This window comes from Klebsiella sp. 141198 (assembly GCF_050600785.1).
GTDB lineage: Bacteria > Pseudomonadota > Gammaproteobacteria > Enterobacterales > Enterobacteriaceae > Klebsiella > Klebsiella aerogenes.
The window spans coordinates 295,219-322,079 of sequence record NZ_JAQIRM010000006.1; the positions used below are offsets into that span (position 1 = coordinate 295,219).

General features: G+C 54.6%; 29 protein-coding genes. 16 read left to right on the top strand and 13 right to left on the bottom strand.

Annotated features, from left to right (window positions below; all coding sequences use genetic code 11):
* Nucleotides 1-2 precede the first annotated feature (2 nt).
* Nucleotides 3-950 (top strand): divergent polysaccharide deacetylase family protein, encoded by a 948-nt coding sequence (locus tag PGR10_RS20885; protein WP_045390634.1) that lies wholly within the window; start codon nucleotides 3-5, stop codon nucleotides 948-950.
* A 6-nt stretch (nucleotides 951-956) separates the two neighbouring features.
* On the opposite strand, the gene PGR10_RS20890 is transcribed toward PGR10_RS20885, so the two are convergent.
* The 4 genes from PGR10_RS20890 to kbl form a co-directional block, all read right to left on the bottom strand.
* Nucleotides 957-1,748 carry a glycosyltransferase family 2 protein gene (locus tag PGR10_RS20890; RefSeq protein WP_087858941.1) on the bottom strand — a complete coding sequence of 264 codons (792 nt, stop codon included), beginning with the start codon at nucleotides 1,746-1,748 and terminating at the stop codon, nucleotides 957-959.
* A 166-nt stretch (nucleotides 1,749-1,914) separates the two neighbouring features.
* Nucleotides 1,915-2,643, bottom strand: a complete 729-nt coding sequence (locus PGR10_RS20895) for a hypothetical protein (protein WP_213317601.1) — start codon at nucleotides 2,641-2,643, stop codon at nucleotides 1,915-1,917.
* A 175-nt stretch (nucleotides 2,644-2,818) separates the two neighbouring features.
* The gene (gene tdh, locus PGR10_RS20900) at nucleotides 2,819-3,844 is read right to left on the bottom strand and encodes an L-threonine 3-dehydrogenase (protein WP_015369171.1); all 1,026 of its coding nucleotides are present in this window, start codon (nucleotides 3,842-3,844) and stop codon (nucleotides 2,819-2,821) included.
* A gap of 12 nt (nucleotides 3,845-3,856) precedes the next feature.
* Complete coding sequence (gene kbl / locus PGR10_RS20905) at nucleotides 3,857-5,050, bottom strand: glycine C-acetyltransferase (RefSeq protein ID WP_113374040.1); 1,194 nt, start codon at nucleotides 5,048-5,050, stop codon at nucleotides 3,857-3,859.
* 212 nt (nucleotides 5,051-5,262) lie between these two features.
* Here kbl and rfaD point away from each other — a divergent pair, with 212 nt between their 5' ends.
* Genes rfaD through PGR10_RS20925 form a run of 4 tightly spaced genes read left to right on the top strand, consistent with a single transcriptional unit; the run spans nucleotide 5,263 to nucleotide 9,152 of the window.
* On the top strand, nucleotides 5,263-6,195 hold the full coding sequence (gene rfaD / locus PGR10_RS20910; protein ID WP_045390625.1) for an ADP-glyceromanno-heptose 6-epimerase: 933 nt from the start codon (nucleotides 5,263-5,265) through the stop codon (nucleotides 6,193-6,195).
* 9 nt (nucleotides 6,196-6,204) lie between these two features.
* On the top strand, nucleotides 6,205-7,263 hold the full coding sequence (rfaF, locus tag PGR10_RS20915) for an ADP-heptose--LPS heptosyltransferase RfaF (RefSeq protein ID WP_015703797.1): 1,059 nt from the start codon (nucleotides 6,205-6,207) through the stop codon (nucleotides 7,261-7,263).
* Nucleotides 7,264-7,266: 3 nt separating this feature from the next.
* Nucleotides 7,267-8,238, top strand: a complete 972-nt coding sequence (gene rfaC, locus PGR10_RS20920; RefSeq protein ID WP_430924047.1) for a lipopolysaccharide heptosyltransferase RfaC — start codon at nucleotides 7,267-7,269, stop codon at nucleotides 8,236-8,238.
* Nucleotides 8,238-9,152, top strand: coding sequence for a sugar glycosyltransferase (locus PGR10_RS20925; protein WP_087858937.1), 915 nt, complete (start codon nucleotides 8,238-8,240; stop codon nucleotides 9,150-9,152). Before rfaC ends, PGR10_RS20925 begins: the two co-directional genes overlap by 1 nt.
* A 20-nt stretch (nucleotides 9,153-9,172) precedes the next feature.
* On the opposite strand, the gene PGR10_RS20930 is transcribed toward PGR10_RS20925, so the two are convergent.
* From PGR10_RS20930 to PGR10_RS20940, 3 genes are all read right to left on the bottom strand, one after another.
* Complete coding sequence (locus PGR10_RS20930) at nucleotides 9,173-10,402, bottom strand: O-antigen ligase family protein (RefSeq protein ID WP_430924048.1); 1,230 nt, start codon at nucleotides 10,400-10,402, stop codon at nucleotides 9,173-9,175.
* 6 nt (nucleotides 10,403-10,408) lie between these two features.
* On the bottom strand, nucleotides 10,409-11,050 hold the full coding sequence (locus PGR10_RS20935; RefSeq protein ID WP_045386549.1) for a hypothetical protein: 642 nt from the start codon (nucleotides 11,048-11,050) through the stop codon (nucleotides 10,409-10,411).
* Between the two features lie 96 nt (nucleotides 11,051-11,146).
* Entirely contained in the window at nucleotides 11,147-12,109 is a 963-nt protein-coding gene (locus tag PGR10_RS20940) for a polysaccharide deacetylase family protein (protein ID WP_045390617.1), read from the bottom strand.
* A 111-nt stretch (nucleotides 12,110-12,220) separates the two neighbouring features.
* Here PGR10_RS20940 and rfaQ point away from each other — a divergent pair, with 111 nt between their 5' ends.
* From rfaQ to coaD, 7 genes are all read left to right on the top strand, one after another.
* Nucleotides 12,221-13,297, top strand: a complete 1,077-nt coding sequence (gene rfaQ, locus PGR10_RS20945) for a putative lipopolysaccharide heptosyltransferase III (protein ID WP_395226701.1) — start codon at nucleotides 12,221-12,223, stop codon at nucleotides 13,295-13,297.
* Entirely contained in the window at nucleotides 13,294-14,421 is a 1,128-nt protein-coding gene (locus tag PGR10_RS20950) for a glycosyltransferase family 4 protein (protein WP_087858934.1), read from the top strand. Before rfaQ ends, PGR10_RS20950 begins: the two co-directional genes overlap by 4 nt.
* Nucleotides 14,422-14,423: 2 nt before the next feature.
* Entirely contained in the window at nucleotides 14,424-15,518 is a 1,095-nt protein-coding gene (locus PGR10_RS20955) for a glycosyltransferase (RefSeq protein WP_430924050.1), read from the top strand.
* Nucleotides 15,519-15,548: 30 nt separating this feature from the next.
* Nucleotides 15,549-16,538 (top strand): glycosyltransferase, encoded by a 990-nt coding sequence (locus PGR10_RS20960; RefSeq protein WP_087858932.1) that lies wholly within the window; start codon nucleotides 15,549-15,551, stop codon nucleotides 16,536-16,538.
* 92 nt (nucleotides 16,539-16,630) lie between these two features.
* Nucleotides 16,631-17,905, top strand: coding sequence for a lipid IV(A) 3-deoxy-D-manno-octulosonic acid transferase (gene waaA, locus PGR10_RS20965; protein ID WP_087858931.1), 1,275 nt, complete (start codon nucleotides 16,631-16,633; stop codon nucleotides 17,903-17,905).
* The gene (locus PGR10_RS20970) at nucleotides 17,905-18,675 is read left to right on the top strand and encodes a glycosyltransferase family 2 protein (RefSeq protein ID WP_213317606.1); all 771 of its coding nucleotides are present in this window, start codon (nucleotides 17,905-17,907) and stop codon (nucleotides 18,673-18,675) included. The genes waaA and PGR10_RS20970 overlap by 1 nt, the downstream gene beginning before the upstream one ends.
* 2 nt (nucleotides 18,676-18,677) lie before the next feature.
* Complete coding sequence (gene coaD, locus PGR10_RS20975; protein ID WP_015703808.1) at nucleotides 18,678-19,157, top strand: pantetheine-phosphate adenylyltransferase; 480 nt, start codon at nucleotides 18,678-18,680, stop codon at nucleotides 19,155-19,157.
* A gap of 78 nt (nucleotides 19,158-19,235) precedes the next feature.
* Here coaD and mutM read toward each other — a convergent pair whose 3' ends face one another.
* The 4 genes from mutM to radC all read right to left on the bottom strand — a co-directional run bounded on the left by mutM (nucleotide 19,236) and on the right by radC (nucleotide 21,533).
* Nucleotides 19,236-20,045, bottom strand: coding sequence for a bifunctional DNA-formamidopyrimidine glycosylase/DNA-(apurinic or apyrimidinic site) lyase (gene mutM, locus PGR10_RS20980; protein WP_087858928.1), 810 nt, complete (start codon nucleotides 20,043-20,045; stop codon nucleotides 19,236-19,238).
* Between the two features lie 180 nt (nucleotides 20,046-20,225).
* Nucleotides 20,226-20,393 carry a 50S ribosomal protein L33 gene (rpmG, locus tag PGR10_RS20985; RefSeq protein ID WP_002922510.1) on the bottom strand — a complete coding sequence of 56 codons (168 nt, stop codon included), beginning with the start codon at nucleotides 20,391-20,393 and terminating at the stop codon, nucleotides 20,226-20,228.
* Between the two features lie 20 nt (nucleotides 20,394-20,413).
* On the bottom strand, nucleotides 20,414-20,650 hold the full coding sequence (gene rpmB, locus PGR10_RS20990; RefSeq protein ID WP_002436699.1) for a 50S ribosomal protein L28: 237 nt from the start codon (nucleotides 20,648-20,650) through the stop codon (nucleotides 20,414-20,416).
* A 217-nt stretch (nucleotides 20,651-20,867) separates the two neighbouring features.
* Nucleotides 20,868-21,533: a RadC family protein gene (gene radC / locus PGR10_RS20995; RefSeq protein ID WP_045390599.1), complete on the bottom strand. Its 666-nt coding sequence runs from the start codon at nucleotides 21,531-21,533 to the stop codon at nucleotides 20,868-20,870.
* A 177-nt stretch (nucleotides 21,534-21,710) separates the two neighbouring features.
* On the opposite strand from radC, the gene coaBC reads away from it, so the two are divergent.
* From coaBC to slmA, 3 genes are all read left to right on the top strand, one after another.
* A complete protein-coding gene (gene coaBC, locus PGR10_RS21000; RefSeq protein ID WP_087859090.1) occupies nucleotides 21,711-22,922 on the top strand; it encodes a bifunctional phosphopantothenoylcysteine decarboxylase/phosphopantothenate--cysteine ligase CoaBC in 1,212 nt (403 codons plus the stop codon).
* Nucleotides 22,900-23,358: a dUTP diphosphatase gene (gene dut, locus PGR10_RS21005; protein WP_020077682.1), complete on the top strand. Its 459-nt coding sequence runs from the start codon at nucleotides 22,900-22,902 to the stop codon at nucleotides 23,356-23,358. Before coaBC ends, dut begins: the two co-directional genes overlap by 23 nt.
* Before the next feature lie 124 nt (nucleotides 23,359-23,482).
* The gene (gene slmA / locus PGR10_RS21010) at nucleotides 23,483-24,079 is read left to right on the top strand and encodes a nucleoid occlusion factor SlmA (RefSeq protein WP_015369151.1); all 597 of its coding nucleotides are present in this window, start codon (nucleotides 23,483-23,485) and stop codon (nucleotides 24,077-24,079) included.
* A gap of 94 nt (nucleotides 24,080-24,173) precedes the next feature.
* On the opposite strand, the gene pyrE is transcribed toward slmA, so the two are convergent.
* Together pyrE and rph are read right to left on the bottom strand one after the other, a co-directional pair.
* The gene (gene pyrE, locus PGR10_RS21015) at nucleotides 24,174-24,815 is read right to left on the bottom strand and encodes an orotate phosphoribosyltransferase (RefSeq protein WP_015703811.1); all 642 of its coding nucleotides are present in this window, start codon (nucleotides 24,813-24,815) and stop codon (nucleotides 24,174-24,176) included.
* Nucleotides 24,816-24,927: 112 nt separating this feature from the next.
* Nucleotides 24,928-25,644 carry a ribonuclease PH gene (gene rph / locus PGR10_RS21020; protein WP_015369149.1) on the bottom strand — a complete coding sequence of 239 codons (717 nt, stop codon included), beginning with the start codon at nucleotides 25,642-25,644 and terminating at the stop codon, nucleotides 24,928-24,930.
* A gap of 170 nt (nucleotides 25,645-25,814) precedes the next feature.
* Between rph and PGR10_RS21025 the strand changes: the two genes are divergently transcribed.
* Nucleotides 25,815-26,678, top strand: a complete 864-nt coding sequence (locus PGR10_RS21025; protein ID WP_045390591.1) for a YicC/YloC family endoribonuclease — start codon at nucleotides 25,815-25,817, stop codon at nucleotides 26,676-26,678.
* Nucleotides 26,679-26,861: the final 183 nt, after the last annotated feature.

Here is a 26,861-nt window from a genome sequence, read left to right on the forward strand (position 1 = left end):
TTTTGCTTCAATTTCGCATGATTGCACTTGCTGTAGCCGGTTCACTGGCTATTGCTGCGCCGGTTTTCGCCGGTAAACTCTCTATCGTTATCGATGATTTCGGCTACCGTCCGCAGACGGAAAATAAGGTGCTGGCGCTGCCGCCCACCATCTCCGTTGCCGTGCTGCCGAATGCCCCCCACGCCCGGGAAATGGCCACCAAAGCACATAATCTGGGCCATGAAGTATTGATCCACCTGCCGATGGCGCCGCTCAGCAAGCAACCGCTGGAAAAAGACACCCTGCGCCCGGATATGAGCAGCGATGAGATCGAACGTATTATTCGTGAGGCTTACGGTAAAGTGCCTTACGCGGTCGGGTTGAACAACCACATGGGTAGCGCCATGACTTCTAACCTGTTCGGCATGCAGAAGGTGATGCAGGCGCTGGAACGCTACAATCTCTATTTTCTCGATAGTGTGACTATCGGCAACACCCAGGCCATGCGTGCCGCTCAGGGAACCGGCGTGAAGGTAATTAAACGCAAAGTGTTTCTCGACGACACCCAGAACGAGGCGGACATCCGCACTCAGTTCAATCGCGCCATCGCGCTGGCGCGGCGTAACGGTTCGGCTATCGCCATTGGTCATCCCCATCCTTCAACGGTGCGGGTACTACAGCAAATGGTTTATAACCTGCCGCCAGATATCACGCTGGTGCGCCCGAGCAGCCTGCTAAACGAACCGCAGGTCGACAACTCGACGCCGAACACGCCTGCCCAGCCAAACGTGCCGCAGCAGCAGAAGCCGCGTAACCCGTTCCACGGCGTGAAGTACTGCAAACCGAAGCGTCCGCTGGAGCCGGTGAACGCCAGCCGCTTCTTTAGCATTCTGAGCGAAAGCATTAGCCAGAGCGCACTGGTCCAGTATTACCAGCTTAAATGGCAGGGCTGGGATAGCCCCACCAACTAATCTTCATCAGGGATCCGTGCGCTTCTCCGTCACGGTTCCCTGCCGCTTACCGTCGTGAGCATACCAGGCTTTAAAATACTTCATGAAGCTGTACAAGGTGGCGTACAAGCCGGTTACTGCCCCCACTTTGCCGCTGCGCCACGCGCCGCTGAACAGATACCACTTAAAAAATGCGCCGATAGCGCTGATGATCCCGCGACTGAGCGACGGCCTGACCTTCTGCGCCTTCACCAGCCGGGTGGTATAGCTGTTGAGCTTGTTAAACACCTCATGCAGTGAATAGAAGGTGTCGTGGCGGACAAAGCCCGGCAGCCTTATCGAGGTCAGATGGCCGACCACCTGATCGTCTACCGGCCGCTGGTTAAAACTGGCCCGCTGGCGGTTGAACAGGCGTACCGGGTAATCCGGCGATGAGATGGGATAAATAGTCCGCACCTGTTCGCCAAGCACGAACCAGTAGCGCGGCAGGCGCCATGCACAACTGGGGTCCGGCTCCTCTCCCGCCTTAAGCGCCAGAATCGCCGCAACCACTTGTTCATCCAGAATTTCATCGCTATCCATACATAGCACCCAGTCATGGGTCGCCAGCGAGGTCGCATAGTTCATCTGCAGGCCGTGGGCGGCATAGGGGTGGTGATGAACCGTTATGCCAAACTGCTGACATATCTGCAGCGTTTCATCCGTACTGCCTGAATCAACGACAATAAACTCATCCGCCACCCGCAACAGCGGCGGCAAGACTTCCCGTAATAAGCGGGCCGAATTACAGGTAAGCAAGCATACTGAGAGCTTAAACATAGGGTTTATGCGATTAAACGAAGAGTAAACCAACTGTATAAACGAATAGGCAAAAGATCGATGCGGAAATAGTGCGGTAGATACGTATTATTTTAGAAATGTTATCCAAATCTAAATAAATCTACCTTGAGATAAATTTCATCACCTTGCCCGATACCGCCAGGTGTCAGTTATCGGGTTTGAGATGCTCCCTCCTGATGTACCCCCGTTTATCACTCATACGGTCCGCTTTGCTGTCATCGTAAAGAGCGGCATAGATCCAGTATTTGTTAATAGTGCGTATTTTAACCACCACGTCATCAGCCATAACGGAATATGTATTATTCGCATTATCATCTGGCCATTCTTTGAATGAATGCTGATTCCATTCATGCTGTAAATGATATGTCGTTAACCAGGGATAGCGTCCGTCCCCGCCGCAGGGGACCTGAGCATGCATATCGTCGATATTGGATACAGGTTTATTTTGCGCAGGAACAAAAGAAAGCAATACGGCGCTATAATTCTCACTGCTGCATTCAGTATACTGCGCGATATTATTAACCAGCAGACTGCCCTGCTGGTTAACGTACCACTCGCGAAATCTGATAAAATTTTCTGGGATATCACTAAAGTTCTGCCGAATAAACAGCAACTGTTCTTTCAGCGTTCCCTTAACATATATATTGATGACTTTTTTAAATTTCCCCTGGTCATCCAGCCAATAATAGCGAAATCCGAGGGCCGGAACATTAATGGTCGCATTATCGCTCCATTGCGCCTTCCAGTAGGCTTGCAGCACGCCATGTTCAAGCCTTTGCTCAGCCAGGATGCTGAAACTCATAAAAAACAGTAATGCCGGTAAAACAATACTCTTCAATTGCCAAAGACGGTTGATAAAAATAGGGTGCGCCATATATACCATCCTTGTTAAATGAAGATATGGCAGAATATAAATAAAACTGGGTTCAGTTCAATAGTGGCTGTGGTAATAACAAAAACTTTATTATCAATATATATGTGAAGAATATGCTGCCCATAAACTATGGGCAGCAAGAATGCTTATTAGCGTCATCCTGACGATAATAAGTTTAATCCCAGCTCAGTACCACTTTGCCAGACTGACCGGAGCGCATCGCGTCAAAGCCTTTCTGGAAGTCATCAATACCGAAACGGTGGGTGATAATTGGCGAAAGATCGAGGCCAGACTGGATCAGCGCCGCCATCTTATACCAGGTTTCAAACATTTCGCGGCCGTAAATCCCTTTGATAAACAGCCCCTTGAAGATGACCTTGGTCCAGTCGATAGACATATCCGACGGAGGAATACCCAGCATCGCAATACGTCCGCCGTGGTTCATGGTATCAAGCATGGTGCGGAACGCCGGCGGCGCGCCGGACATCTCCAGACCCACGTCGAAGCCTTCGGTCATCCCCAGCTCCGCCATCACATCGTTCAGATTCTCTTTGGCGACGTTAACCGCACGGGTGACGCCCATTTTACGCGCCAGCTCCAGGCGATATTCGTTAACATCGGTAATCACCACGTTACGCGCGCCGACATGTTTCGCCACCGCCGCGGCCATCACGCCAATCGGGCCAGCGCCGGAAACCAGAACATCTTCACCAACCAGGTCGAAGGAGAGCGCGGTATGCACAGCGTTGCCGAACGGGTCGAAGATGGATGCCAGATCGTCAGAGATATTGTCCGGGATTTTGAAAGCGTTGAAGGCCGGGATCACCAGATATTCAGCGAAACAGCCCGGGCGGTTTACCCCCACGCCGATGGTATTACGGCACAGATGCGTGCGACCGCCGCGACAGTTACGGCAGTGTCCGCAGGTGATATGCCCTTCGCCGGAAACGCGATCGCCAAGCTTAAAGCCGCGAACTTCCTGACCGATACCCACGACTTCGCCGACATACTCATGCCCCACCACCATTGGTACCGGGATGGTTTTCTGCGACCATTCGTCCCAGTTATAGATGTGTACGTCGGTACCGCAAATCGCGGTCTTACGGATTTTAATCAGCAGATCGTTATGGCCGACTTCCGGTTCCGGTACGTCGGTCATCCAGATGCCTTCTTCCGCTTTCAGTTTGGATAACGCTTTCATCTCACACCCTTATTAGGCGATGACGCCCAGTTGTTTGCCGATGCGGGTAAAGGCTTCCACCGCACGTTCAATTTGTTCAGGGGTATGCGCCGCCGACATCTGGGTGCGAATACGCGCCTGGCCTTTTGGAACCACCGGATAGAAGAAACCGGTGACGTAAATACCTTCTTTTTGCAATTCGCGCGCGAACTCCTGGGCGACGGTAGCTTCACCGAGCATCACCGGGATAATCGCGTGGTCGGCGCCTGCCAGGGTAAAGCCTGCTGCGGTCATTTTTTCGCGGAACAGGCGCGCGTTAGCCCACAGGCGATCGCGCAGTTCGCTGCCCGCTTCCACCATCTCCAGCACCTTGATGGAAGCGGCGACAATGGCCGGCGCCAGGGAGTTGGAGAACAGATAGGGACGAGAACGCTGGCGCAGCCACTCAACGACTTCTTTGCGCGCGGCGGTGTAACCGCCTGACGCGCCGCCCAGCGCTTTACCCAACGTGCCGGTGATGATGTCGACGCGGCCCATCACGTCGCAATATTCATGGGAACCGCGGCCGTTTTCGCCGACAAAGCCCACGGCGTGAGAATCATCGACCATCACCAGCGCATCATATTTATCCGCCAGGTCGCAGACGCCTTTCAGGTTGGCGATCACGCCGTCCATCGAGAAAACGCCATCGGTAGCGATCAGCACGTGGCGAGCGCCGGCTTCGCGCGCTTCTTTCAGACGCGCTTCCAGCTCCTGCATATCGTTGTTGGCATAGCGGAAACGCTTAGCTTTACACAGGCGCACGCCGTCGATGATCGACGCGTGGTTCAGTGCATCAGAGATAATGGCATCTTCCGGCCCCAGCAGCGTTTCAAACAGGCCGCCGTTGGCATCAAAGCAAGAGGAGTAGAGAATCGCGTCTTCCATACCGAGGAAATCCGCCAGCTTCTTCTCGAGCTGCTTATGTGTGTCCTGGGTACCGCAGATGAAGCGCACCGAGGCCATCCCGAAGCCGTGGCTGTCCATGCCGGATTTCGCCGCGGCAATCAGTTCCGGGTGGTTCGCCAGGCCCAGATAGTTGTTGGCGCAGAAGTTAATGACGTGGCTGTCGCCGACGGTGATGTCCGCCTGCTGAGCCGAAGTAATGATACGCTCTTCTTTAAACAACCCTTCCGCGCGCGCGGTATCCAGGTCATTGGTTAACTGTTTGTAGAAATCACCACGCATTGCAACTCTCCAGATTCGGCAAAATTTGGCACATATTACCCAAAGCTATACGTTGATACGAGATGATGCATGCCTGAATGAATAATTTGCAGCATAAATCACGCACGGCCAGCACCTTTTCGGCGAATGGCTGAAGCCTTTCGGATGTAGTGATATGATAGGAGTATTCATGTCCGGATTGTTTCCGGGCTTTCTACTTCAAAGGTACAGTTATGATCATCGTAACCGGCGGCGCAGGCTTTATCGGCAGCAACATCGTTAAAGCCCTGAATGACAAAGGCATCACCGATATTCTGGTTGTAGACAATCTGAAAGACGGCACCAAATTCGTAAACCTGGTGGATCTGGACATCGCTGACTACATGGATAAAGAAGATTTTCTGATCCAGATTATGGCCGGCGAAGAGTTTGGCGAGATTGAAGCGGTATTTCACGAAGGCGCCTGCTCTTCCACTACCGAGTGGGACGGCAAGTATGTGATGGATAACAACTATCAGTACTCCAAAGAGGTGCTGCACTACTGCCTGGAGCGCGAAATCCCGTTCCTGTACGCCTCTTCCGCCGCCACCTACGGCGGGCGCACCAGCGACTTTATCGAGTCCCGCGAATTTGAAAAACCGCTGAACGTCTACGGCTACTCTAAATTCCTGTTCGACGAATACGTCCGTCAGATCCTGCCGGAAGCGGATTCGCAGATCGTCGGGTTCCGTTATTTCAACGTCTATGGGCCGCGCGAAGGGCACAAAGGCAGCATGGCGAGCGTGGCCTTCCACCTCAATACCCAGCTGAATAATGGCGAAAGTCCGAAACTGTTCGAAGGCAGCGACGGCTTCAAACGCGACTTCGTCTATGTCGGCGACGTCGCCGCGGTGAACCTGTGGTTCTGGGAAAATGGCGTTTCCGGTATCTTCAACCTCGGTACCGGCCGCGCGGAATCTTTCCAGGCCGTCGCCGATGCGACCCTGGCGTACCATAAGAAAGGCAGCATTGAATACATCCCGTTCCCGGACAAATTGAAAGGCCGCTATCAGGCATTCACGCAGGCCGACCTGACTAACCTGCGTAAAGCGGGCTATGACAAACCGTTCAAAACCGTTGCCGAAGGCGTAACGGAATATATGGCCTGGCTCAACCGCGACGCGTAAGAAACAAGCATGAAAATATTGGTGATAGGCCCGTCTTGGGTGGGCGACATGATGATGTCGCAAAGTCTTTATCGTACGCTCAGGGCGCGCTATCCCCAGGCGATTATCGACGTGATGGCGCCGGCATGGTGCCGTCCGTTGTTATCGCGCATGCCGGAAGTCAACGAAGCGATCGCCATGCCGCTCGGCCACGGCGCGCTGGCTATCGGCGAACGCCGCAAACTCGGCCACAGTCTGCGCGATCGTCGCTACGATCGCGCTTACGTGCTGCCGAACTCGTTTAAATCGGCATTGGTGCCATTCTTTGCCAACATCCCGCTGCGCACCGGCTGGCGCGGCGAGATGCGCTATGGCCTGCTTAACGACGCCCGCGTGCTGGATAAAGACGCCTGGCCGCTGATGGTGGAGCGCTACGTGGCGCTGGCCTACGACAACGGCGTCATGCGCTGCGCTAAAGACCTTCCGCAGCCGCTGCTATGGCCGCAGCTGCAGGTCAACGACGGCGAAAAATCACAGGCCTGCAACGCCTTTAATCTTTCAAACGATCGGCCCATTATCGGCTTCTGCCCCGGCGCAGAGTTCGGCCCTGCCAAACGCTGGCCGCATTACCACTACGCCGCGCTGGCGAAAAAGCTCATTGACGATGGTTATCAGATTGCGCTCTTCGGCTCGGCGAAAGATAACGATGCCGGCAAAGAGATCATCGCCGCGCTTAGCAGCGAGCAGCAGGCCTGGTGTCGTAACCTGGCTGGCGAAACCCAGCTGGAACAGGCCGTGATTCTGATTGCCGCCTGTCAGGCCGTGGTCAGCAACGATTCGGGGTTGATGCACGTCGCCGCCGCGCTGGACCGCCCGTTGGTGGCGCTTTACGGCCCGAGCAGCCCGGACTTTACCCCGCCCCTGTCGCATAAAGCGCGGGTTATTCGCCTGATTAGCGGCTACCACAAGGTGCGCAAAGGCGATGCCGCTGAGGGCTATCATCAAAGCCTGATCGACATCACTCCAGAACGCGTCCTGCAAGAGCTGAACGAACTGTTAGCGGAAAAAACCGAGCACGAGGAAGCGTAGCGGATGCGGGTATTGATCGTAAAAACCTCGTCCATGGGCGACGTGCTACACACGCTGCCCGCGCTAACCGACGCCGCGCAGGCCATCCCCGGTATCCGCTTTGACTGGGTGGTTGAAGAAGGCTTCGCGCAGATCCCTTCATGGCATGCCGCCGTCGAGCGGGTGATTCCGGTGGCGATTCGCCGCTGGCGCAAAGCCTGGTTTTCCGCGCCTATCAAAGCGGAAAGAAAGGCTTTTCGCGATGCCGTAAAGGCCGTCAACTACGATGCCATTATTGATGCGCAGGGGCTGGTGAAAAGCGCCGCGCTGGTAACGCGTCTGGCGCACGGCGTCAAACATGGCATGGACTGGCAGTCCGCCCGCGAGCCGCTGGCAAGCCTGTTTTATAACCGTCGCCACCATATTGCTGTCGAGCAGCACGCAGTAGAGCGTACGCGCGAACTGTTCGCCAAAAGCCTGGGCTATGCCAGGCCGCAAGCGCAGGGTGATTACGCCATCGCGCGCCACTTTATTCGCCCTGACGCACCGGCAACAGAGCCGTATCTGGTCTTCCTGCACGCCACCACCCGCGATGATAAACACTGGCCGGAAGCATGCTGGCAAGCGCTTCTCGATCTACTGGCAGGTAGCGGCGTACGTATTAAGCTGCCGTGGGGCGCGCCGCACGAAGAGGCGCGGGCAAAACGGCTGGCGGAAGGACGCGATAACGTCGATGTACTACCGCGCATGAGCCTTGAGCAGGTTGCGCAGATTCTGGCTGGCGCACGCGGCGTGGTTTCCGTCGACACCGGGTTGAGCCATCTGACCGCGGCGCTCGATAAACCCAATTTCACGCTCTACGGCCCAACCGATCCGGGACTGATTGGCGGATATGGTAAAAACCAGCATATTGTCCGCCCGCCGCACGGTAGCAGCACCGGCGATATTACCGCTGAGCATGTTCAGCAACTGTTGCAAGCACAGGGATTGGTTTAATGGGATCGCTATTCAAGCAAATTTATCGCTATACCCGCCCGCGCGCCTATCGCCACAATGAAAACCTGTGGCCGTGGGTAAAGATCCGCCGGGCGGAAAGCGGTGAAATTTGTGCCTTACAATACAAGGGCGAATCGGTACCGCTGTGTAGCCTAAGTGAATTAAAAAACGCTTTCTCCGGGCCAATGCTGCTCACCGCGACCGGCCCATCGATCAACGATGTCGATTTTTCGATTATCCCGTCATCGTTGCCGGTAATGGGCGTCAACGGCGCTTACTTTCTCGAAGGAAAGCTAGGGTTTTCTCTGTATCTGATCGTTGATATGGAGTTTTTTGATCGTAAACCCGAGGTTATCGCCGGTATTGTCAGTAATCCGCGAATCCTCTTTTTTACCACTACCCACGGTATTGCCAAAATCATTGAGCGCATCGGGCTCAACAATATTCAGTGTCGACTCGCCCTGATTGAAGATGCCTGTTATAAGATTTACCAGCCGAAGATCCCCGGAAACGATATCGCAACGGCCTTTAGCCGCTCCCCAAGTGCGCTTTTGCACCAGCACTTAAGCCATATTGGTTTCTCAACCGATATTCGCAAAGGGATATTTGATGCGGGAACGGTGGCTTACTGGGCGCTGCAGATTATCGCCTGGCTGGGATTCAACAGAATTATTATTGCCGGTCTGGATATGAATAATTTTGAGCAACCGCGATTTTATGAAAACGGCGACAATAAGCTCCCATCCTATCTCGCAGATAAAGTAGATGGTATGGTTTTCCCCGCCTTTGAACTCGCCAGCCGTCATTTACAGGCAAAGGGTATTACGGTAATTAATCTTTCCCTTAATAGCGCAATTCCTGAACAGGTATTTCCTAAAATGCCGTTATCTCAAGCGCTACATGAAGTGGCCTGAACGGCCACTTCATCATTCCATCACGATTCTTCCGCAGACTTTTCCGGCGATAACGCCGTGAAAACGGCTAACGCCACAATAAACATAATGATAAATCTGTCGTGGATAAACAGAGTATCGACGCAGCCAAAAAGAATCACCGGCGCGCCAATAAACGCCAATGCGCATTTCAGCGTCGCCTTTCTGTAAACATAGAGCAGCATCGCGCCATACAACGCCAGCAGGAAGAGGCCGCCAATAACGCCCTGTAGCGACATGGTTTCGATCAAATCATTATGAAGATGATAAACAATGTTGCGCAACCCCTCGGGATTCCCCTGCTCTTTCTCATACATCAATTGCGAGAGGATCTGGAAACGCTGCTGCGAGCTTACGCCACCGGGATGAGCAATAATTTCATAGATCCCGGTATGCCACATACTGAGCCGGGAACCCATCGAGGTATTGTTATCGCTTTGATAATCCGAGATCTCGGTGACCGCTTCACTCGCCCGATCTTTCAGCGAGGGAAACGCCAACTCAATCACTGCCAGGCCAGCAACTAACAGCATCAGGCACGCCAACGCTGATTTTTTCTTCGACATCACGTTACCGGTCAGTAGGGCATAGAGCAGTACCGCCGGATAAATAAGCAGCGCCGAGCGAGTTTCGGTCAGGAAAATAATCCACAGCGAGAAAAATATCACACCGCTGGCAATATAGTTGCGATAGCGGATATTGACGCAAGCTAAAGCATACAGCGTCAATAACGAGTATATCGTATAAAGATAGGCGCTTAGAGTTGCGGAGTTATCGATTCTCAGACGATCGCCGGAAACAAAAAAATGGTAATGTAAAGCGTACAACGTCAATACTGAAAAGCCCGCGACTAATGCGTAACTCAAGCTTTTGCCATATTGTATTACTGTTGTCCGTAATACCGCTGGCAAGAGTAGCATCATCACCGAGCCGATCATCAAATAAGCGCCTGAGCGAGGATAGCTAACATCAGCCATATAAATTTCAGACGGATTACCCGGAAAGCGATATGACCAAATAAGCTGTGAGGCCCCTAACATCAATAACGTCAGAGACAGAAATATCTCCTCTTTTTTAAAAGTAAGACGCTTTCTGTTAATTACGGCATAAATTAAGGTAATCACCGAAGACAGGTAAAAAAGATTCCTACCCATGATTTTCTCCGGCATCACAAAAACACATGACAATATTGCCAGAAGCAATATTGTCACAGGCGACATCACTTTACTCATAAATAATTAAGCTTTCTCAAATGGTGGCACCCAGGCTTCACCGCAGTCCCAAGGACGTGGTTTTCCATGGAAACAGACAATTCGCGTCCCCGCAGGCACGGTGCCATCACCGGTGGCATGTTCATTCTTCTTCTTATGAATGACATGCTTTTTATAGCTAACGATCTGTCCGGGTAAAATGTCCTGCCAAATAGCGGCGTGTGGATAGATTTTGCTGATAAACTCCTGGTCGCCACCGCTCTGATAGCGCGTCATGAATAGCTCAGGATAGCGCTTAAACGCTTCCCAGACCTTGTACTTTTCCTCATGCGGAACGCGCATGATGGCGGAGTTTTTCGTTTTCTGAGGAAAGAAAAAATCACTCAGCATGGTCAGCTGTTTATTTGCCAGAATATCGCTAATATCGCCGACAACGACGACATCTAAATCGAGATAAAAAATATCTTCGGCAACCGAATCCGGATTAAACATCTCGATTTTTGACCACCAACCTGGCAAATCTTCAGTTAGTTTAATGGTGTTAACGCCAGGAATAGTTAAATCGGTAAAGCACACTTTCTCGATGTCTGCTGGCAATTGTTTGTATAACCACTGCACATGGCTTTGGTTATAATCACCGCCAGAGCGTAGTACGGTTGCTATCTTCATAAAACCTCAGTATCTTAATAATTCAGGCGTTAATTATTCATTAGACTGATGATATTACACCAGATTAACGCCGCACCTCTATCAGTAATGATTGTTTTATGTAAGATTTCTCTTGAAATTATAATATTCTGCTAAAGACATTCCGCGGACCTGCGGCGCAAGCCAGCTAAAGAACGCTTCCAGATCGGCATATAAACGTTCAATATCTTGTTCATTCTTAAAGGTCGGGCTACCGCCTGGCATATACTCCGATGAATGCAGCATATACTCAACATAATCATTACCCTGCGCCAGCGTCTGCTGAACTACTTTTTTCATGGTTTCGACGTTGCCGCCCATCGGACGCAGCCAGTGTACGGACGGCGAACGGACTTTGCCGCGTAGCCTATCGTAGCCTTGCTTAACGCTATTCATCCATGCTGAGTGTTTGTATTGAATGCTCATAGGCACTTCCAGCAGCGGGGAATGCCCTTCGCGGCTGATATCATTTTCATCGAGAAAATAAGCATGTTGCGGGAAGCGGCGATAATCCGTACCGCCATCGCCCTGCGGCGCGCCCTTAGCGGTTTTCCAGTTCACCCGCGGCGTCACCGAGCAATCCACCTGATAACCGTACTCCACCAGCAGGCGCGCGTAGCGCTCGTCAAACGCCCAGCGCCCGGCGCGATGGCTCACCATTTTGGTCTGGAAGGTATCTTCCAGTAGATGGGTCATATAGTCGACCTTTTCACGCATGGCGGCATCGCTGTACTCGATGAGATAAGGCTTATGACGCCAGTCATCCGCGGTCAGCGGCTCGGTTGGCGGGCTGTTCCAGGCGTGCAGATGCATACCGATTTCCGCGGTGCCGCGCGCAATCACATCTTTAGCAAATTCGATATAAAAAGGGTCGATGGCCATTTCATAATTGGTCAAATAGACCGGTTTGAAGCCATACTTTTCGCAAAGCTGCTGAAAACGCGGAAGATAGCGCGCATTCTCCGTGGTGATGCTGTCATGTTTTTGCCAGAGGTTATCACCCTCTGTATCAATCGTGATGAGAAATGCGGGATTGTGCACGAAAACGTCCTCAGGCCATACGTATCGGTCCATGGTAGAGCAATACAACGCTTCTCTCAATCTACGCGATCCCCTAGAATCGGAACCCTTATCCTGGATGAAGAACAGAGTATGACGCCTGAAACCCTCTCCCCCGGCCAGCAGAACCCGGCGCGGATCCTGGTCATTAAGCTGCGCCACCACGGCGACATGTTGCTGATCACCCCGCTTGTAAACGCGTTAAAACAGCAGTATCCCGCCGCTCGCGTCGATGTACTGCTGTATGCTGAGACCAGGGATATGCTGGCGGCAAACCCGGAGATTAACCAGATTTACGCGATCGATCGCAGCTGGAAAAAGCAGGGCAAGCGGCATCAGCTTAAGATGGAATGGCAGCTCATTCGCAGCCTGCGCCAGCAGCGCTACGACATGGTGCTCAACCTTGCCGATCAATGGCCCAGCGCGATCATTAGCAAATTAACCGGCGCGCCGACGCGCATCGGTTTCGATTTCCCTAAGCGCCGTCATCCGTTCTGGCGATACTGCCACACCGCGCTTGCTTCTACCCAGCAGCACAATCAGCTGCATACGGTGCAGCAAAACCTCTCTATTCTGGCGCCGCTGGGGCTTGAGATAAACGATGCGCCGGCGCGGATGGGCTACAGCGAATCTGACTGGGCCGCCAGCCGCGCGCTGCTGCCGGATGGCTTCCAGGAAAATTACATCGTGATTCAGCCGACTTCGCGCTGGTTCTTTAAATGCTGGCGCGAAGAGCGCATGAGCGCGCTGATTAATGCTCTGTCAGCAGAAGGCTACGCGGTGGTGCTTACCTCTGGCCCTGACGCCAAAGAAAAGCAGATGGTAGAGAACATCATCAGCGGCTGCCCGCAGGCGCGACTGCACTCGTTAGCCGGCCAGTTGACGCTCCGCCAGCTGGCCGCGGTTATCGATCACGCCCGCCTGTTTATCGGCGTAGATTCGGTGCCGATGCATATGGCGGCAGCCCTGGGTACGCCGCTCGTCGCGTTATTTGGCCCATCAAAGCTGACCTTCTGGCGGCCGTGGCAGGCGAAAGGCGAGGTTATTTGGGCAGGCGACTTCGGCCCGCTGCCCGACCCTGACGACATCAACACCAACACCGAAGAACGCTATCTTGATTTAATCCCTACCGACGCGGTCATCGCGGCGGCGAAAAAGGTACTGGCATGAGTAAATTCCGGCTGGCTCTGGTACGGCAAAAGTATCGCCCTGACGGCGGCGCGGAGCGCTTTGTCTCCCGCGCGCTGGAAGCCCTCGACAGCAGTAATCTGGAACTGAACGTCATCACCCGCGAGTGGCAAGGGCCTGTCAAACCGGACTGGCATATTCACATCTGCAACCCGCGCAAATGGGGGCGCATCAGCCGGGAACGCGGTTTCGCCAACGCCGCGCGCGCGCTCTGGCAGAGTGAATCATTCGACCTGGTGCAAAGCCATGAGCGTATTCCGGGTTGCGATCTCTACCGCGCCGGCGACGGCGTCCATCGCCGCTGGCTGCAGCAGCGCTCGCGCATTTTACCGGCCTGGAAAAGCCGCCTGCTGTTCGCCGACCGCTACCACCGTTATGTGATGCAGGCGGAACGCGAGATGTATCAGGACGCGCACCTGCGCGGGGTGATTTGCAATGCAGAGATGATTAAGCAGGAAATCATTGAAGACTTCGGCCTGCCGGCTGACAAAATCCACGTCATCTACAACGCTATTGATAACCAGCGGTTTCTGCCGCCAGGCGAAGAAACCTTTGCCGCTTTACGCGCCAAATGGCAGCTACCGCTGCAGGCAAGCTGCCTGATTTATGTCGGTTCCGGATTTGAACGAAAAGGGCTGGATGCGGCAATCCGCGCCATCGCCCCCACCGACCGTTATCTGTTGGTGGTCGGCAAAGATAAAGAACAGAACCGCTATCAACAGCTAGCAAAATCGCTGAACTGCGAAGATCGCGTGCGCTTCTTCGGCATGCAGTCCGAAACGCTACCGTTCTATCAGATGGCCGATGGTCTACTGCTGCCAACGCTATACGACCCGTTCCCGAATGTGATCCTTGAGGCGATGGCCTGCGGTCTGCCGGTTATCACCACCACCGGCTGCGGCGGCGCGGAGTTCATCACCGAGGGCGATAACGGCTACGTTTGCGACGCGCTGGATATTGCCGCGTTACAGCAGGCTGTTATGGCGCTGCCCGCGCGCGCGCTGGGCTCCGCTGAAGGCGCACGCGCCCGCGAACGTATTATGGATTGCACTAGCGAGCGACTGTCGACGCAGCTGCTTTCCCTCTATCAGGATCTGGTGAAATAACGATGCGTATATTGTTTGTTATCGACGGTCTGCCGGGCGGCGGCGCGGAAAAAGTCGTGCTCACGCTGGCGGAACATTTTCTTAGCCAGGGCGAACAGGTATCGCTGTTTTCGCTGCGCGACGTCTGCGATTATCCGCTGCCGGAAGGGCTCGATTATCAGATTATCGCCGACCGCTGCCGCAAACCGTGGCGCAAGCTAACGGAACTCTCCCGCCGCGCGCGCCAGCTTGATCGCGCGATTGAACAAGCAGAACAGCATGGTCGCTTCGATCTGGTACTGTCGAATCTGCACAAAACCGATCGCATCGTCGCCCGCAGCCGGGCATTGCAGGGGCGAAACGTCTGGTTCTGTCTGCACGGCGTTTTCTCTACCTCTTATCTTGGCCATCGCAGCGGTTTTGACCGCTGGATGAAGCAGCAAAAAATCAAGCGGGTATACCAGGGGCGCAACGTGGTGACCGTTTCCGATGCGGTTGGAAAGGATTTGGTCGAGCAGTTCGCACTGCGCCCGGCACAGCTTAAAACCATCTATAACCCGTTCGATATCGCCGCCATTCGCGCGGCGGCAGAGGCGCCGGCCGATATTCCTCAAGGGGACTATATTATCCACGTCGGCCGCTTCCATCCCGGTAAGCGCCATGACCGGCTGATTGAAGCCTACGCGCAAAGCGGTATCGAGGCGCCGCTGGTGCTGCTCGGGCAGGGCAAACCGGAGCAGGAACAGCGGCTTCGTCAACTGGCGCAGCAGCTGCAGGTCGGCGATCGGGTGCTGTTTAAAGGCTTTCAGCCCAACCCGCTGCCGTGGATTAAACATGCGCGAATGCTAACGCTCAGCTCCGACAGCGAAGGGTTTGGCAACGTCATTGTTGAAGCGCTACTGCTGAATACGCCGGTTGCCAGCACCCGCTGTCCTGGCGGGGTCAGCGAGATCCTCAGCGGCGAACTGTCCCGCGGTCTGGCCGATCTCAACAGTTCTGCGCTAGCCCAGACGATGCAAAGCATTTACCATAGCCCGCCGGCCATTGATTCCGCCGCGCTGGAAAAATTCAGCGTAGAGTCGATTTGCCAACAGTACCGTCAGCTGCGCAGCGCCTGACGTCGTTTTTTAACCAGGATCGAATGAGTTATGAGTCAAACGCCTTTATTGAGCATCGTGGCCGCCGTGTATAACGGTGAAAAATTCCTTGCGCAATTCTTTGAATGCCTCGAACAACAGCAGTTGGCAAGCTATGAGCTGATCCTGGTGAACGACGGTTCTACCGACGGTAGCCTGGCGGTTATCGACCAATGGAAAGACAGGCTGCAGAACGTGACCGTGCTGGAGCAGGAGAATCAGGGCGTCTCGGTAGCGCGTAATACCGGTATGGCGGCGGCAAGGGGTAAATACCTCGCCTTCCCGGATATTGACGATAAGTTCTATCCCGGCATGTACCGCACGCTGCTGGAAATGGCCGAGAAGGGCAATCTCGATGTCGCGACCTGTAATGGCCGCTATGTGTACGAAAGCCGCGACGATATCCACCCAATTTTCCCGCCGGAACGCCTGCAGTCCACTGGCGTCCTGCCGGGTTACGTCTGGCTAAAGCAGGCGCTCGACTCGCGTAAGTTCCTGCACGTCACCTGGCTGAACATCTATCGCCGTGATTTTATTAACCAGCACCATTTCCACTTTGAGCCGGGCCTGCGCCATCAGGATATTCCCTGGACGACGGAAGCATTGCTGGCCGCCGAACGCGTGCAGTACACCAGCGAGCAATTTTACGACTATTACATTCACTCGGAATCGGTGTCGCATAAGCCAGACAACGACGATACGCTGATGCGCTCAGCGCGCCATTATATGAAGATCCTCGAGATGCTCAGCGCCATCAACCAACGCTATCCGGACAAGGTACGGCATATTTCCGCCTGCCGCTGGCAGATAGCCAAAGAGGGGTTGGGGATTATTCATACCTTCGACTGCATGAAAGATGAGTCGAAAAAGCATATTATCATCAAAGAATTCTTCGAACGCGGCATCTGGCGCCTGATCTGGACTAACGCCTGCACGTTCCGTTTACGCTGGCGTCTGGGACGCCGCTATTTGCGCATTAAGCGCTATCTCAACGCCGCATAGGCCGAAATCCCTCGGTTTCCGCCAAAGAGATAGCTTTACGCGGGTTAAATGCTTAGAATTTGCCCGCAAAAAACCTAAAACGGATAAATAGTTTGGAATTGCTTTATACCACCCTACTCTACCTCATTCAGCCGCTGGTATGGCTGCGACTGCTGCTGCGCAGCCGTAAGGCGCCGGCCTACCGTAAACGCTGGGCTGAACGTTATGGCTTCTGTCAAAACAAGGTAGTGCCGGATGGCATTCTGCTGCACTCCGTTTCCGTCGGTGAAACGCTGGCGGCTATCCCGCTGGTGCGCGCGCTACGCCATCGTTATCCGTCACTGCCGATCACCGTCACGACCATGACGCCGACCGGTTCTGAACGCGCCATGTCCGCTTTTGGCAAAGATGTTCACCACGTCTATCTGCCGTATGACCTCCCCTGCGCCATGAACCGTTTCCTCAACAGCGTGCAGCCGAAACTGGTCATCGTGATGGAAACCGAGCTGTGGCCGAATATGGTCAGCGCGCTACATAAGCGTAAAATTCCGCTGGTGATCGCCAACGCGCGCCTGTCAGAACGTTCCGCGAAAGGCTATGCCAAACTCGGCGGCTTCATGCGCCGCCTGCTCAGCCGTATCACGCTTATCGCCGCGCAGAATGAAGAAGACGGCAACCGCTTCCTCGCGCTCGGCCTTAAACGTAACCAACTGGCGGTCACCGGCAGCTTGAAATTCGATATCTCCGTCACCCCTGAACTGGCGGCCCGCGCCGTTACCCTGCGTCGCCAGTGGGCGCCGCACCGTAAAGTGTGGATAGCCACCAGTACCCACGATGGCGAAGAACAAATCATCCTGCAGGCGCATAAAAAACTGCTGGAAACCTTCCCCGACCTGCTGCTTATCCTCGTGCCGCGCCATCCGGAACGCTTCGGCGACGCTCGCGATATGGTGCAAAAGGCCGGTATGAGCTTCACCATGCGCAGCACCGGTGAAATTCCGTCTAACAGCACCCAGGTGGTGATTGGCGATACCATGGGCGAACTGATGCTGCTCTACGGCATTGCCGACCTGGCATTCGTCGGCGGCAGCCTGGTAGAACGCGGCGGGCATAATCCGCTCGAACCCGCCGCCCATGCTATTCCGGTGCTGATGGGCCCGCACACCTTCAACTTTAAAGATATCTGCGCCAAGCTGCAGCAGGACGATGGCCTGATCACCGTCACGGACGCCGACTCGCTGGTCAGAGAGGTTTCTACCCTGCTGACCGACGAAGATTATCGACTGTGGTACGGCCGCCACGCGGTGGAAGTGCTGCATCAAAACCAGGGCGCGCTGTCGCGTCTGCTACAGTTACTGCAACCCTACCTGCCGCAGCGGAGCCACTAATGTCGACCCGACTCTCCGTCGTGATGATCGCCAAAAACGCCGCCGACCTGCTCGCCGATTGCCTGGCATCGGTAAGCTGGGCGGATGAAGTGGTGGTACTGGACTCCGGCAGTACCGACAATACCGTCGAACTGGCCCGTAGCCTCGGCGCCCAGGTCTATAGCAATACCGACTGGCAAGGCTACGGCATTCAGCGCCAGCGCGCGCAAGACTACGCCACCCACGACTGGGTGCTGATGATTGATACCGACGAGCGCGTTACGCCGGAATTAAAAGAGGCTATCCTCAAGGTACTGGACGCGCCGCAGCGCGGCGTTATCTACAGTATCGCCCGGCGTAACTACTTCCTCGGACGCTTTATGCGCCACAGCGGCTGGTATCCCGATCGGGTGATGCGCCTGTACGAACGCGCGCGTTACCGCTATAACGATAATCTGGTGCATGAATCTTTGGATAGCCTTGGGGCCGAAGTGGTGCCGCTCAGCGGCGATCTGCTGCACCTGACCTGCCGCGATTTCTCCGGCTTCCAGCAGAAACAGCTCGCTTATGCCGCGGCCTGGGCGCTTGAGCGCCATCAGAAGGGCAAGAAGACCTCGATGGCGGGGATTTTCAGCCATACGCTGGGCGCCTTCGTCAAAACGCTGCTGCTGCGCGGCGGCGTGCTGGATGGAAAACAGGGTTGGCTGCTGGCGGTAGTCAATGCGCAATACACGTTTAATAAATACACCGAGCTGTGGGCACTGAGCCGCGGCTACTCGGAGAAAGTGTAATTATGGGCACAAAAGCGATCTATCCGGGCACCTTTGACCCTATCACCAACGGCCATATCGATATCGTCACCCGCGCCGCAGGCATGTTTGATAAGGTTTTGCTGGCTATCGCCGCCAGCCCGAGCAAAAAACCGATGTTCAGCCTCGATGAACGAATTGCGCTGGCGGAGCAGGCAACGGCGCATCTGGTCAACGTTGAGGTGATTGGCTTTAGCGATTTGATGGCCAATTTCGCCCGCGCGCAGCAGGCGAATATTTTAATCCGCGGCCTGCGGGCAGTGGCGGATTTCGAATATGAAATGCAGCTGGCGCACATGAACCGCCATCTGATGCCCACGCTGGAAAGCGTGTTCCTGATGCCGTGCAAAGAGTGGTCGTTTATCTCTTCATCGCTGGTTAAGGAAGTGGCGCGCCACCAGGGCGACGTCTCCCACTTCCTGCCGCCTAACGTACATCAGGCGTTGTTAAATAAGCTGAAGTAGGCATTTCCTGCCCCGCTCGCGCTGCACGTAGCGGGGCTACCAGCTTACCCGGCCTGGCATAATCCCCAACCCTCTCCACTACTTCTGACACTGGCGACAATAAAAGGTCGCGCGCTGAGCGTGTTTGCTGGCGATAATCGGCGTACCGCAGATCCGGCACGGCTCGCCTTTGCGGCCATAAACCTGTAGCTCCTGGGCGAAATATCCCGGTTTACCGTCGCTTTGCAGGAAATCCTTCAGCGTCGTTCCACCTTGCTCAATTGAGCGTAGCAGCACCAGCTTAATCATCTTCACTAACCACTCGCATTCTTGATACGAGAGCGACGAGGCCAGCCGATCGGGATGGATCCCGGCGGAAAACAGTGATTCGCTGGCGTAGATATTCCCCACGCCCACCACCAGCTTGTTATCCATCAGCCAGGGTTTGATGGCGGTTTTCTTCTTCGCGCAACGCTGCTGAAGATAGTCGGCGTTGAATTCATCGCTTAGCGGTTCCGGGCCGAGATGCGCCAGCACCGGATGACCATCCAGCTCTTTGGTCCATAGCCAGGCGCCAAAGCGGCGGGGATCGGTATAGCGCAGCACTTTACCGTTACTCAGCACCAGGTCGACGTGGTCGTGTTTTTCAGCCGGCTGCTCTTCACTGAGGATGCGCAGGCTACCGGACATACCAAGATGAATAATGATCCAGCCGTGGCGCAGCTCCAGCAGCAGGTATTTGGCGCGTCGGCGCACGCTCAGCACCGGTTCGTCGCTCAGGCGGTAAATCTCTTCGGATACCGGCCAACGCAGACGCCCGTTGCGTACCACGGCATGCAGGATGTTAGCGCCTACCAGATGTGGCTCAATGCCGCGACGGCTGGTTTCGACTTCAGGTAATTCAGGCATTTTTTTCCTCTTAACCACACAGTTTCGGGTGACAGGGAGGCGACGGGAAGAGTGGCCGGGAGGCTTAACGAAGCAAGCGGCCAGGCTGTACACATGCAGCCAACGCACCTGTAGCTCGAAGGATGAAGCATAAAACAAAAAACCCCGCCGGGGCGGGGTTTTAGTACAAGGAGACTAAAATTATTTGATTTTAGCTTCTTTGTAGATAACGTGCTGACGTACAACCGGATCGTACTTTTTCAGTTCCATTTTTTCCGGTTTGGTACGCTTGTTCTTCGTGGTGGTATAGAAGTGACCAGTACCAGCGGAAGAAACCAGCTTGATTTTCTCACGAATACCTTTAGCCATGATTTATTTCCTCTAAGTACTTAGTACTTTTCGCCACGGGCACGCAGTTCAGACAGAACTGTATCGATGCCTTTCTTATCGATTACACGCATACCTTTAGCAGATACGCGCAGGGTGACAAAACGCTTCTCGCTCTCAACCCAGAAACGGTGAGAGTGCAGGTTCGGCAGGAAACGGCGTTTAGTCGCGTTCAGTGCGTGGGAACGGTTGTTACCGGTCACCGGACGCTTGCCAGTAACTTGGCAGACTCGGGACATGTCTATTCTCCAAAAATCAAATTAGCTCGAGCTTCGTATGGGGTATTGGCGCCTCGTCAGGCTTTACAGCCCGGTCATCGCATAGTTCTATTGAACTCTCGATTGCCAGGCCCAAATGCCAAACCCGAGATTCTCAAAGGTGGCGTAGTATACGCTGACTCGGCGGTGTGCTCAAGTCCCGAACAGACAAAGATCCCGATAGATCGCATGATCGGGGCTAAATCCAGCCACGTTCGGCAAAAGAGACGTACGCGCCGCGGCCAATAATCAGATGATCAAGCACGCGTATCTCCATGAATCTACAACACTTAACCACCCTGTCGGTCATCAACTTATCCGACTTACTCGGTTCAGGACTACCTGAAGGATGATTATGGGCAAGGATCACCGCGGCGGCGTTCACTTTGATTGCTTCGCGTACAATTTCTCGCGGATGCACCTCTACGTGGCTAAGAGTACCAGAAAAAAGGCGGCTATGTTTCAATACCCGGTTCTGATTATCTAAAAAGATCGCCATAAAGATCTCCCGCTCTTCATCGGCGAGCTGGCTTTGTAAAAATTCTCGCGTCATGAGCGGCGTCACCAGCGACGGTTCTTCTCTCATCCGCAGGCTAAAATAGCGCCGCGCCAGCTCGGCAATACCTTTAAGTTGCGCATATTTTGCTATACCGATACCGTCGATATCTGCAAATTGTTCTATCTCAGCCGATAACAGTCCGTACAGCGAACCGAAGCGCTGTAGCAAGCTGTGTGAAAAAGCCAGCACATCCTGGGTACGTGTACCGGTACGCAGAAACAACGCCAGCAGCTCAACGTCACTCAACGTTTCAATGCCGTCGCGCAGCATTTTTTCCCGTGGCATCAATGATTCCTGTATATCCATTACCCTGTCTCCTTATCCGTCCATCACCCATCCTGGCATACCCTTTCCGCGCTGCCGACCGGTGATTTCAGGGCCTGCGTAGCCGCTCGCAAAGTGAGTGCCCGGCATACGCACGATGCCACAGGGATTATGATAAGATGCGCGGATTCTGGTGTATTTCAACAGGACAAAATCATGATGAGTCTGGCTGGTAAAAAAATCGTTCTTGGCGTGAGCGGCGGCATCGCCGCCTATAAAACGCCGGAACTGGTGCGCCGACTGCGAGAACGCGGCGCGGATGTTCGCGTCGCCATGACGGAAGCCGCCAAGGCCTTTATTACCCCGTTGAGCCTGCAGGCGGTTTCCGGTTATCCGGTCTCCGATAGCCTGCTGGATCCGGCTGCCGAAGCGGCAATGGGCCATATTGAACTGGGCAAGTGGGCCGATCTGGTTATCCTTGCCCCGGCAACCGCCGATTTAATCGCCCGCGTCGCCGCCGGTATGGCGAACGATCTGGTCTCCACGATTTGCCTGGCTACGCCCTCGCCGGTGGCCGTCGTCCCGGCGATGAACCAACAGATGTATCGCGCCGCCGCCACCCAGCACAACCTTGCCACTATTGCCTCACGCGGCCTATTGGTATGGGGCCCGGATAGCGGCAGCCAGGCCTGCGGTGACGTTGGCCCGGGCCGCATGCTCGATCCGCTGACTATCGTGGAGATGGCGGCGCAGCATTTCTCGCCTGTCAAAGATTTGCAACATCTCAACATCATGATTACCGCGGGCCCAACCCGCGAGCCGCTGGACCCAGTGCGCTACATCACCAACCATAGCTCCGGCAAAATGGGCTTCGCGATTGCCGCCGCCGCCGCACAACGCGGTGCGAACGTCACGCTGGTTAGCGGCCCGGTGTCGCTGCCGACGCCGCCGTTTGTGCAACGTATAGATGTGGGTACCGCGCTGGAAATGGAAGCTGCGGTGCAGAATGGCGTGCAACAGCAGCATGTTTTCATCGGCTGCGCCGCCGTTGCCGACTACCGCGCAGCGATTGTCGCCGACGAAAAAATCAAAAAACAAGGTGATGAATTAACAATAAAAATGGTCAAAAATCCGGATATCGTCGCCGGGGTGGCCGCACTAAAAAATCACCGCCCGTACGTTGTTGGATTTGCCGCCGAAACGAATAATGTGGAAGAATACGCCCGGCAAAAACGTGCCCGCAAAAATCTCGACCTGATTTGCGCCAATGATGTTTCTCAGCCAAATCAAGGTTTTAATAGCGATAACAACGCATTACACCTTTTCTGGCAGGATGGGGATAAGCGCTTACCACTTGAGCGCAAGGAATTCCTGGGCCAATTATTACTCGACGAGATCGTTACCCGTTATGATGAAAAAAATCGACGTTAAGATTCTGGACCCGCGTGTTGGCAAGCAGTTCCCATTGCCGACTTATGCCACCTCCGGCTCGGCCGGACTTGACCTGCGCGCCTGTCTTGACGACGCCGTAGAGCTGGCGCCGGGCGCAACTACCCTGTTGCCAACAGGCCTTGCGATTCATATCGCCGATCCGTCTCTGGCGGCGGTGATTCTGCCGCGTTCTGGTCTGGGCCATAAACATGGCGTGGTGCTGGGCAACCTGGTCGGCCTTATCGACTCCGACTACCAGGGGCAGCTGATGGTTTCCGTGTGGAACCGCGGCCAACAGAGCTTTACTATCGAACCAGGCGAGCGCATCGCGCAGATGGTCTTTGTGCCGGTGGTACAGGCGGAATTTAATCTGGTGGAAGAGTTTGACGCCACCGACCGCGGCGAAGGCGGCTTCGGCCACTCAGGGCGCAAATAAGCCCGGCTATACGGAACCCGCATCCCAAAGCGCATAATGCAATAACATCACCGCAAACTAAGGTTTGCGGTCGCTTTGTGGATGCCTGCCTGACAAGTGCTTATTTTCAGGGGTATTTTAAAACATGGCAGAAAAACAAACTGCGAAAAGGAATCGTCGCGAAGAAATACTTCAGTCTCTGGCGCTGATGCTTGAATCCAGCGATGGTAGCCAACGTATTACCACGGCGAAGCTGGCGGCCTCCGTCGGTGTTTCCGAAGCGGCGTTATACCGTCATTTTCCCAGTAAAACCCGCATGTTTGACAGCCTGATCGAGTTCATTGAAGACAGTCTGATTACGCGCATCAATTTGATTTTGAAAGATGAAAAGGACACCACGGCTCGTCTGCGCCTGATTGTTCTGCTGATTCTTGGGTTTGGCGAGCGTAATCCTGGGCTGACGCGTATCCTCACCGGCCACGCCTTAATGTTCGAACAGGACCGTCTGCAGGGCCGTATTAACCAGCTATTTGAACGCATCGAAGTTCAATTACGTCAGGTGATGCGTGAAAAGAAAATGCGAGAGGGAGAGGGCTACACCCTCGACGAGACGCTACTGGCAAGCCAGCTGCTGGCATTTTGCGAAGGCATGCTGTCGCGTTTTGTGCGTAGCGAGTTCAAGTACCGCCCAACGGATGATTTCGATGCCCGCTGGCCGCTGGTCGCGGCGCAACTGCAGTAAAGCTTTATATGCAGCCGCAAGGCTGCATGACTCATCATTCACATTCTCAGCGTGCTCTGGCTATACCGGCAGCCGCTGGCTGCCGGGCTCATCATTAGACGCCGTAGGCTTCGCGGTAAGCGCGTACCGATGCCAAATGTTCAGCCATCTCAGGCTTTTCTTCCAGATAGGCGATAAGATCTTTCAGAGTGACAATAGAAATCACTTTGCAGCCATAATCACGTTCCACTTCCTGAATCGCAGAGATCTCGCCGCGGCCGCGTTCCTGGCGATCAAGCGAAATGAGTACGCCAGCCAGCTCCGCGCCATTAGCCTGAATAATTTCCATTGATTCACGAATGGCGGTACCGGCGGTAATCACGTCGTCCACCAGCATCACGCGGCCCTGTAGCGGGCTACCGACCAGGTTGCCGCCTTCACCGTGGGTCTTCGCTTCTTTACGGTTGAAGCAGTACGGCAGGTCACGGTCATGATGTTCAGCCAGCGCGACGGCGGTGGTGGTGGCGATAGGGATACCTTTATAAGCCGGGCCGAACAGCAGGTCGAACTCGATCCCGGAATCCACCAGCGCCTCGGCGTAGAAACGGCCCAGCAGAGCCAGATCGCGCCCGGTATTAAACAGGCCGGCGTTGAAGAAATAAGGGCTCTTACGCCCGGATTTCAGCGTAAATTCGCCAAATTTAAGAACCTGCTTGCTAAGCGCAAACTCAATAAACTGGCGCTGATACGGCTTCATGGATTCGCTCCTTTTAGTACTGTCATCATTGTCGGACTACGCGCCCTATCCTTCGCAGGTGTCATGAGGGATAAAGCGCAAAAAAAAGGCGACTTCTCAGTCGCCTTAATCATTAATTTTCTAACGCCGCTTTCTGCGTCGCAATAATGGATTCGATTCCCCCTCGCGCTAACGCCAGGAGAGTGAGGAGCTCTTCATGGGTGAACGGCTCGCCTTCCGCCGTGCCCTGCACCTCAATAATGCGGCCGTCTTCGGTCATGACCACATTCATATCGGTTTCCGCGGCGGAATCTTCCACGTACTCCAGATCGCAAATGGCTTCGCCATTAACGATACCAACGGAAACGGCAGCCACCATGCCCTTCATCGGGTTGGTTTTCAGTTTACCGGCAGCCACCAGCTTGTTCAGCGCATCGGCCAGCGCAACGCAGGCACCGGTAATGGATGCGGTACGGGTACCGCCATCGGCCTGCAGCACGTCGCAATCGAGCGTAATGGTGAACTCGCCCAGCGCTTTCAGATCCACCGCGGCGCGCAACGCGCGAGCGATCAGACGCTGGATTTCCATAGTGCGGCCGCCCTGCTTGCCTTTTGCGGCTTCGCGAGCGTTACGGGTATGGGTGGAACGCGGCAGCATGCCATATTCGGCGGTGATCCAGCCCTGGCCCTGACCTTTCAGGAAGCGCGGCACGCCTTCGTCGATGGAGGCGGTGCACAGCACTTTGGTGTCGCCAAATTCGACCAGCACGGAGCCTTCAGCGTGTTTTGTATAGTTACGGGTCAGGGTTACTGGACGCACCTGATTAGCGCTACGGCCTGCTGGACGCATGATTACTCTCCGGCTTGAAACGAATGTGGCTGCGCATTATACACAAATTCGGCCAAGTTGCATCGCGACGACGCGCGCCTGACAATGTGGATAATGCGCGCTTATTCCTATCCTGAAAGGGCCTCGAAAGCTATAATCCTCCCCACTCTCCTTAAAAAACAGGAACGTCTATGATCCGCAGTATGACCGCCTATGCCCGGCGTGAAATCAAGGGTGACTGGGGTAGCGCCGCGTGGGAACTGCGCTCGGTAAACCAACGCTATCTGGAAACCTACTTCCGCCTGCCGGAACAGTTCCGGAGCCTGGAACCCGTGGTTCGCGAGCGCATCCGCTCTCGCCTGACTCGCGGCAAAATCGAATGTACCCTGCGTTTTGAGCAGGATCCCAGCGCCCAGGGTGAGCTGATTCTTAACGAAAACCTGGCCAAGCAGCTGGTGAACGCCGCGAACTGGGTAAAAATGCAGAGCGATGAAGGCGAGATCAACCCAGTTGATATCCTGCGCTGGCCTGGAGTGATGGCGGCGCAAGAACAGGACCTTGATGCGATTGCCGCTGAAATCCTCAACGCCCTGAACGGCGCGCTGGACGACTTTATCGTCGCCCGTGAAACCGAAGGTCAGGCACTGAAAACGCTGATCGAACAGCGTCTGGAAGGCGTCAGCGCCGAAGTCAGCAAAGTCCGCGCCCATATGCCAGAAATCCTGCAGTGGCAGCGCGAGCGCCTGGTCGCCAAGCTTGAAGACGCCGAAGTGCAGCTGGAAAACAACCGCCTCGAGCAAGAGCTGGTGTTGATGGCGCAGCGTATTGACGTCGCCGAAGAGCTCGATCGCCTGGAAGCGCACGTTAAAGAGACCTACAACATTCTGAAGAAGAAAGAAGCCGTCGGTCGCCGCCTCGACTTCATGATGCAGGAATTCAACCGCGAGTCGAACACTCTGGCCTCCAAATCCATCAATGCCGAAGTGACCAATTCAGCGATTGAGCTGAAGGTGCTGATCGAGCAGATGCGCGAGCAGATCCAAAACATCGAGTAATCTCTTCCCCGGCTGGCCTGCCCCGCGGGCCAGCATTACTTTTTCTTATTCATTTTTGAAAAGCAAAAGCCAAACGCCCCACAGTGATTGACCATATCAATCATTCATCATTAGCTTTTTTCATGAAAATCAGCTCACTTTAGAAAAACTCAATCGTGATCTGCCGCACAAATCGCTACCCTT

Coding starts and splice junctions, on each gene's coding strand:
- PGR10_RS20890 (WP_087858941.1), bottom strand. CDS start 1,748: ATGTTTAAGCTCTCAGTATGCTTGCTTACCTGTAATTCGGCCCGCTTA.
- PGR10_RS20895 (WP_213317601.1), bottom strand. CDS start 2,643: ATGGCGCACCCTATTTTTATCAACCGTCTTTGGCAATTGAAGAGTATT.
- tdh (WP_015369171.1), bottom strand. CDS start 3,844: ATGAAAGCGTTATCCAAACTGAAAGCGGAAGAAGGCATCTGGATGACC.
- kbl (WP_113374040.1), bottom strand. CDS start 5,050: ATGCGTGGTGATTTCTACAAACAGTTAACCAATGACCTGGATACCGCG.
- rfaD (WP_045390625.1), top strand. CDS start 5,263: ATGATCATCGTAACCGGCGGCGCAGGCTTTATCGGCAGCAACATCGTT.
- rfaF (WP_015703797.1), top strand. CDS start 6,205: ATGAAAATATTGGTGATAGGCCCGTCTTGGGTGGGCGACATGATGATG.
- rfaC (WP_430924047.1), top strand. CDS start 7,267: ATGCGGGTATTGATCGTAAAAACCTCGTCCATGGGCGACGTGCTACAC.
- PGR10_RS20925 (WP_087858937.1), top strand. CDS start 8,238: ATGGGATCGCTATTCAAGCAAATTTATCGCTATACCCGCCCGCGCGCC.
- PGR10_RS20930 (WP_430924048.1), bottom strand. CDS start 10,402: ATGAGTAAAGTGATGTCGCCTGTGACAATATTGCTTCTGGCAATATTG.
- PGR10_RS20935 (WP_045386549.1), bottom strand. CDS start 11,050: ATGAAGATAGCAACCGTACTACGCTCTGGCGGTGATTATAACCAAAGC.
- rfaQ (WP_395226701.1), top strand. CDS start 12,221: ATGACGCCTGAAACCCTCTCCCCCGGCCAGCAGAACCCGGCGCGGATC.
- PGR10_RS20950 (WP_087858934.1), top strand. CDS start 13,294: ATGAGTAAATTCCGGCTGGCTCTGGTACGGCAAAAGTATCGCCCTGAC.
- PGR10_RS20955 (WP_430924050.1), top strand. CDS start 14,424: ATGCGTATATTGTTTGTTATCGACGGTCTGCCGGGCGGCGGCGCGGAA.
- PGR10_RS20960 (WP_087858932.1), top strand. CDS start 15,549: ATGAGTCAAACGCCTTTATTGAGCATCGTGGCCGCCGTGTATAACGGT.
- PGR10_RS20970 (WP_213317606.1), top strand. CDS start 17,905: ATGTCGACCCGACTCTCCGTCGTGATGATCGCCAAAAACGCCGCCGAC.
- coaD (WP_015703808.1), top strand. CDS start 18,678: ATGGGCACAAAAGCGATCTATCCGGGCACCTTTGACCCTATCACCAAC.
- mutM (WP_087858928.1), bottom strand. CDS start 20,045: ATGCCTGAATTACCTGAAGTCGAAACCAGCCGTCGCGGCATTGAGCCA.
- rpmG (WP_002922510.1), bottom strand. CDS start 20,393: ATGGCTAAAGGTATTCGTGAGAAAATCAAGCTGGTTTCTTCCGCTGGT.
- rpmB (WP_002436699.1), bottom strand. CDS start 20,650: ATGTCCCGAGTCTGCCAAGTTACTGGCAAGCGTCCGGTGACCGGTAAC.
- radC (WP_045390599.1), bottom strand. CDS start 21,533: ATGGATATACAGGAATCATTGATGCCACGGGAAAAAATGCTGCGCGAC.
- coaBC (WP_087859090.1), top strand. CDS start 21,711: ATGAGTCTGGCTGGTAAAAAAATCGTTCTTGGCGTGAGCGGCGGCATC.
- dut (WP_020077682.1), top strand. CDS start 22,900: ATGATGAAAAAAATCGACGTTAAGATTCTGGACCCGCGTGTTGGCAAG.
- slmA (WP_015369151.1), top strand. CDS start 23,483: ATGGCAGAAAAACAAACTGCGAAAAGGAATCGTCGCGAAGAAATACTT.
- pyrE (WP_015703811.1), bottom strand. CDS start 24,815: ATGAAGCCGTATCAGCGCCAGTTTATTGAGTTTGCGCTTAGCAAGCAG.
- rph (WP_015369149.1), bottom strand. CDS start 25,644: ATGCGTCCAGCAGGCCGTAGCGCTAATCAGGTGCGTCCAGTAACCCTG.
- PGR10_RS21025 (WP_045390591.1), top strand. CDS start 25,815: ATGATCCGCAGTATGACCGCCTATGCCCGGCGTGAAATCAAGGGTGAC.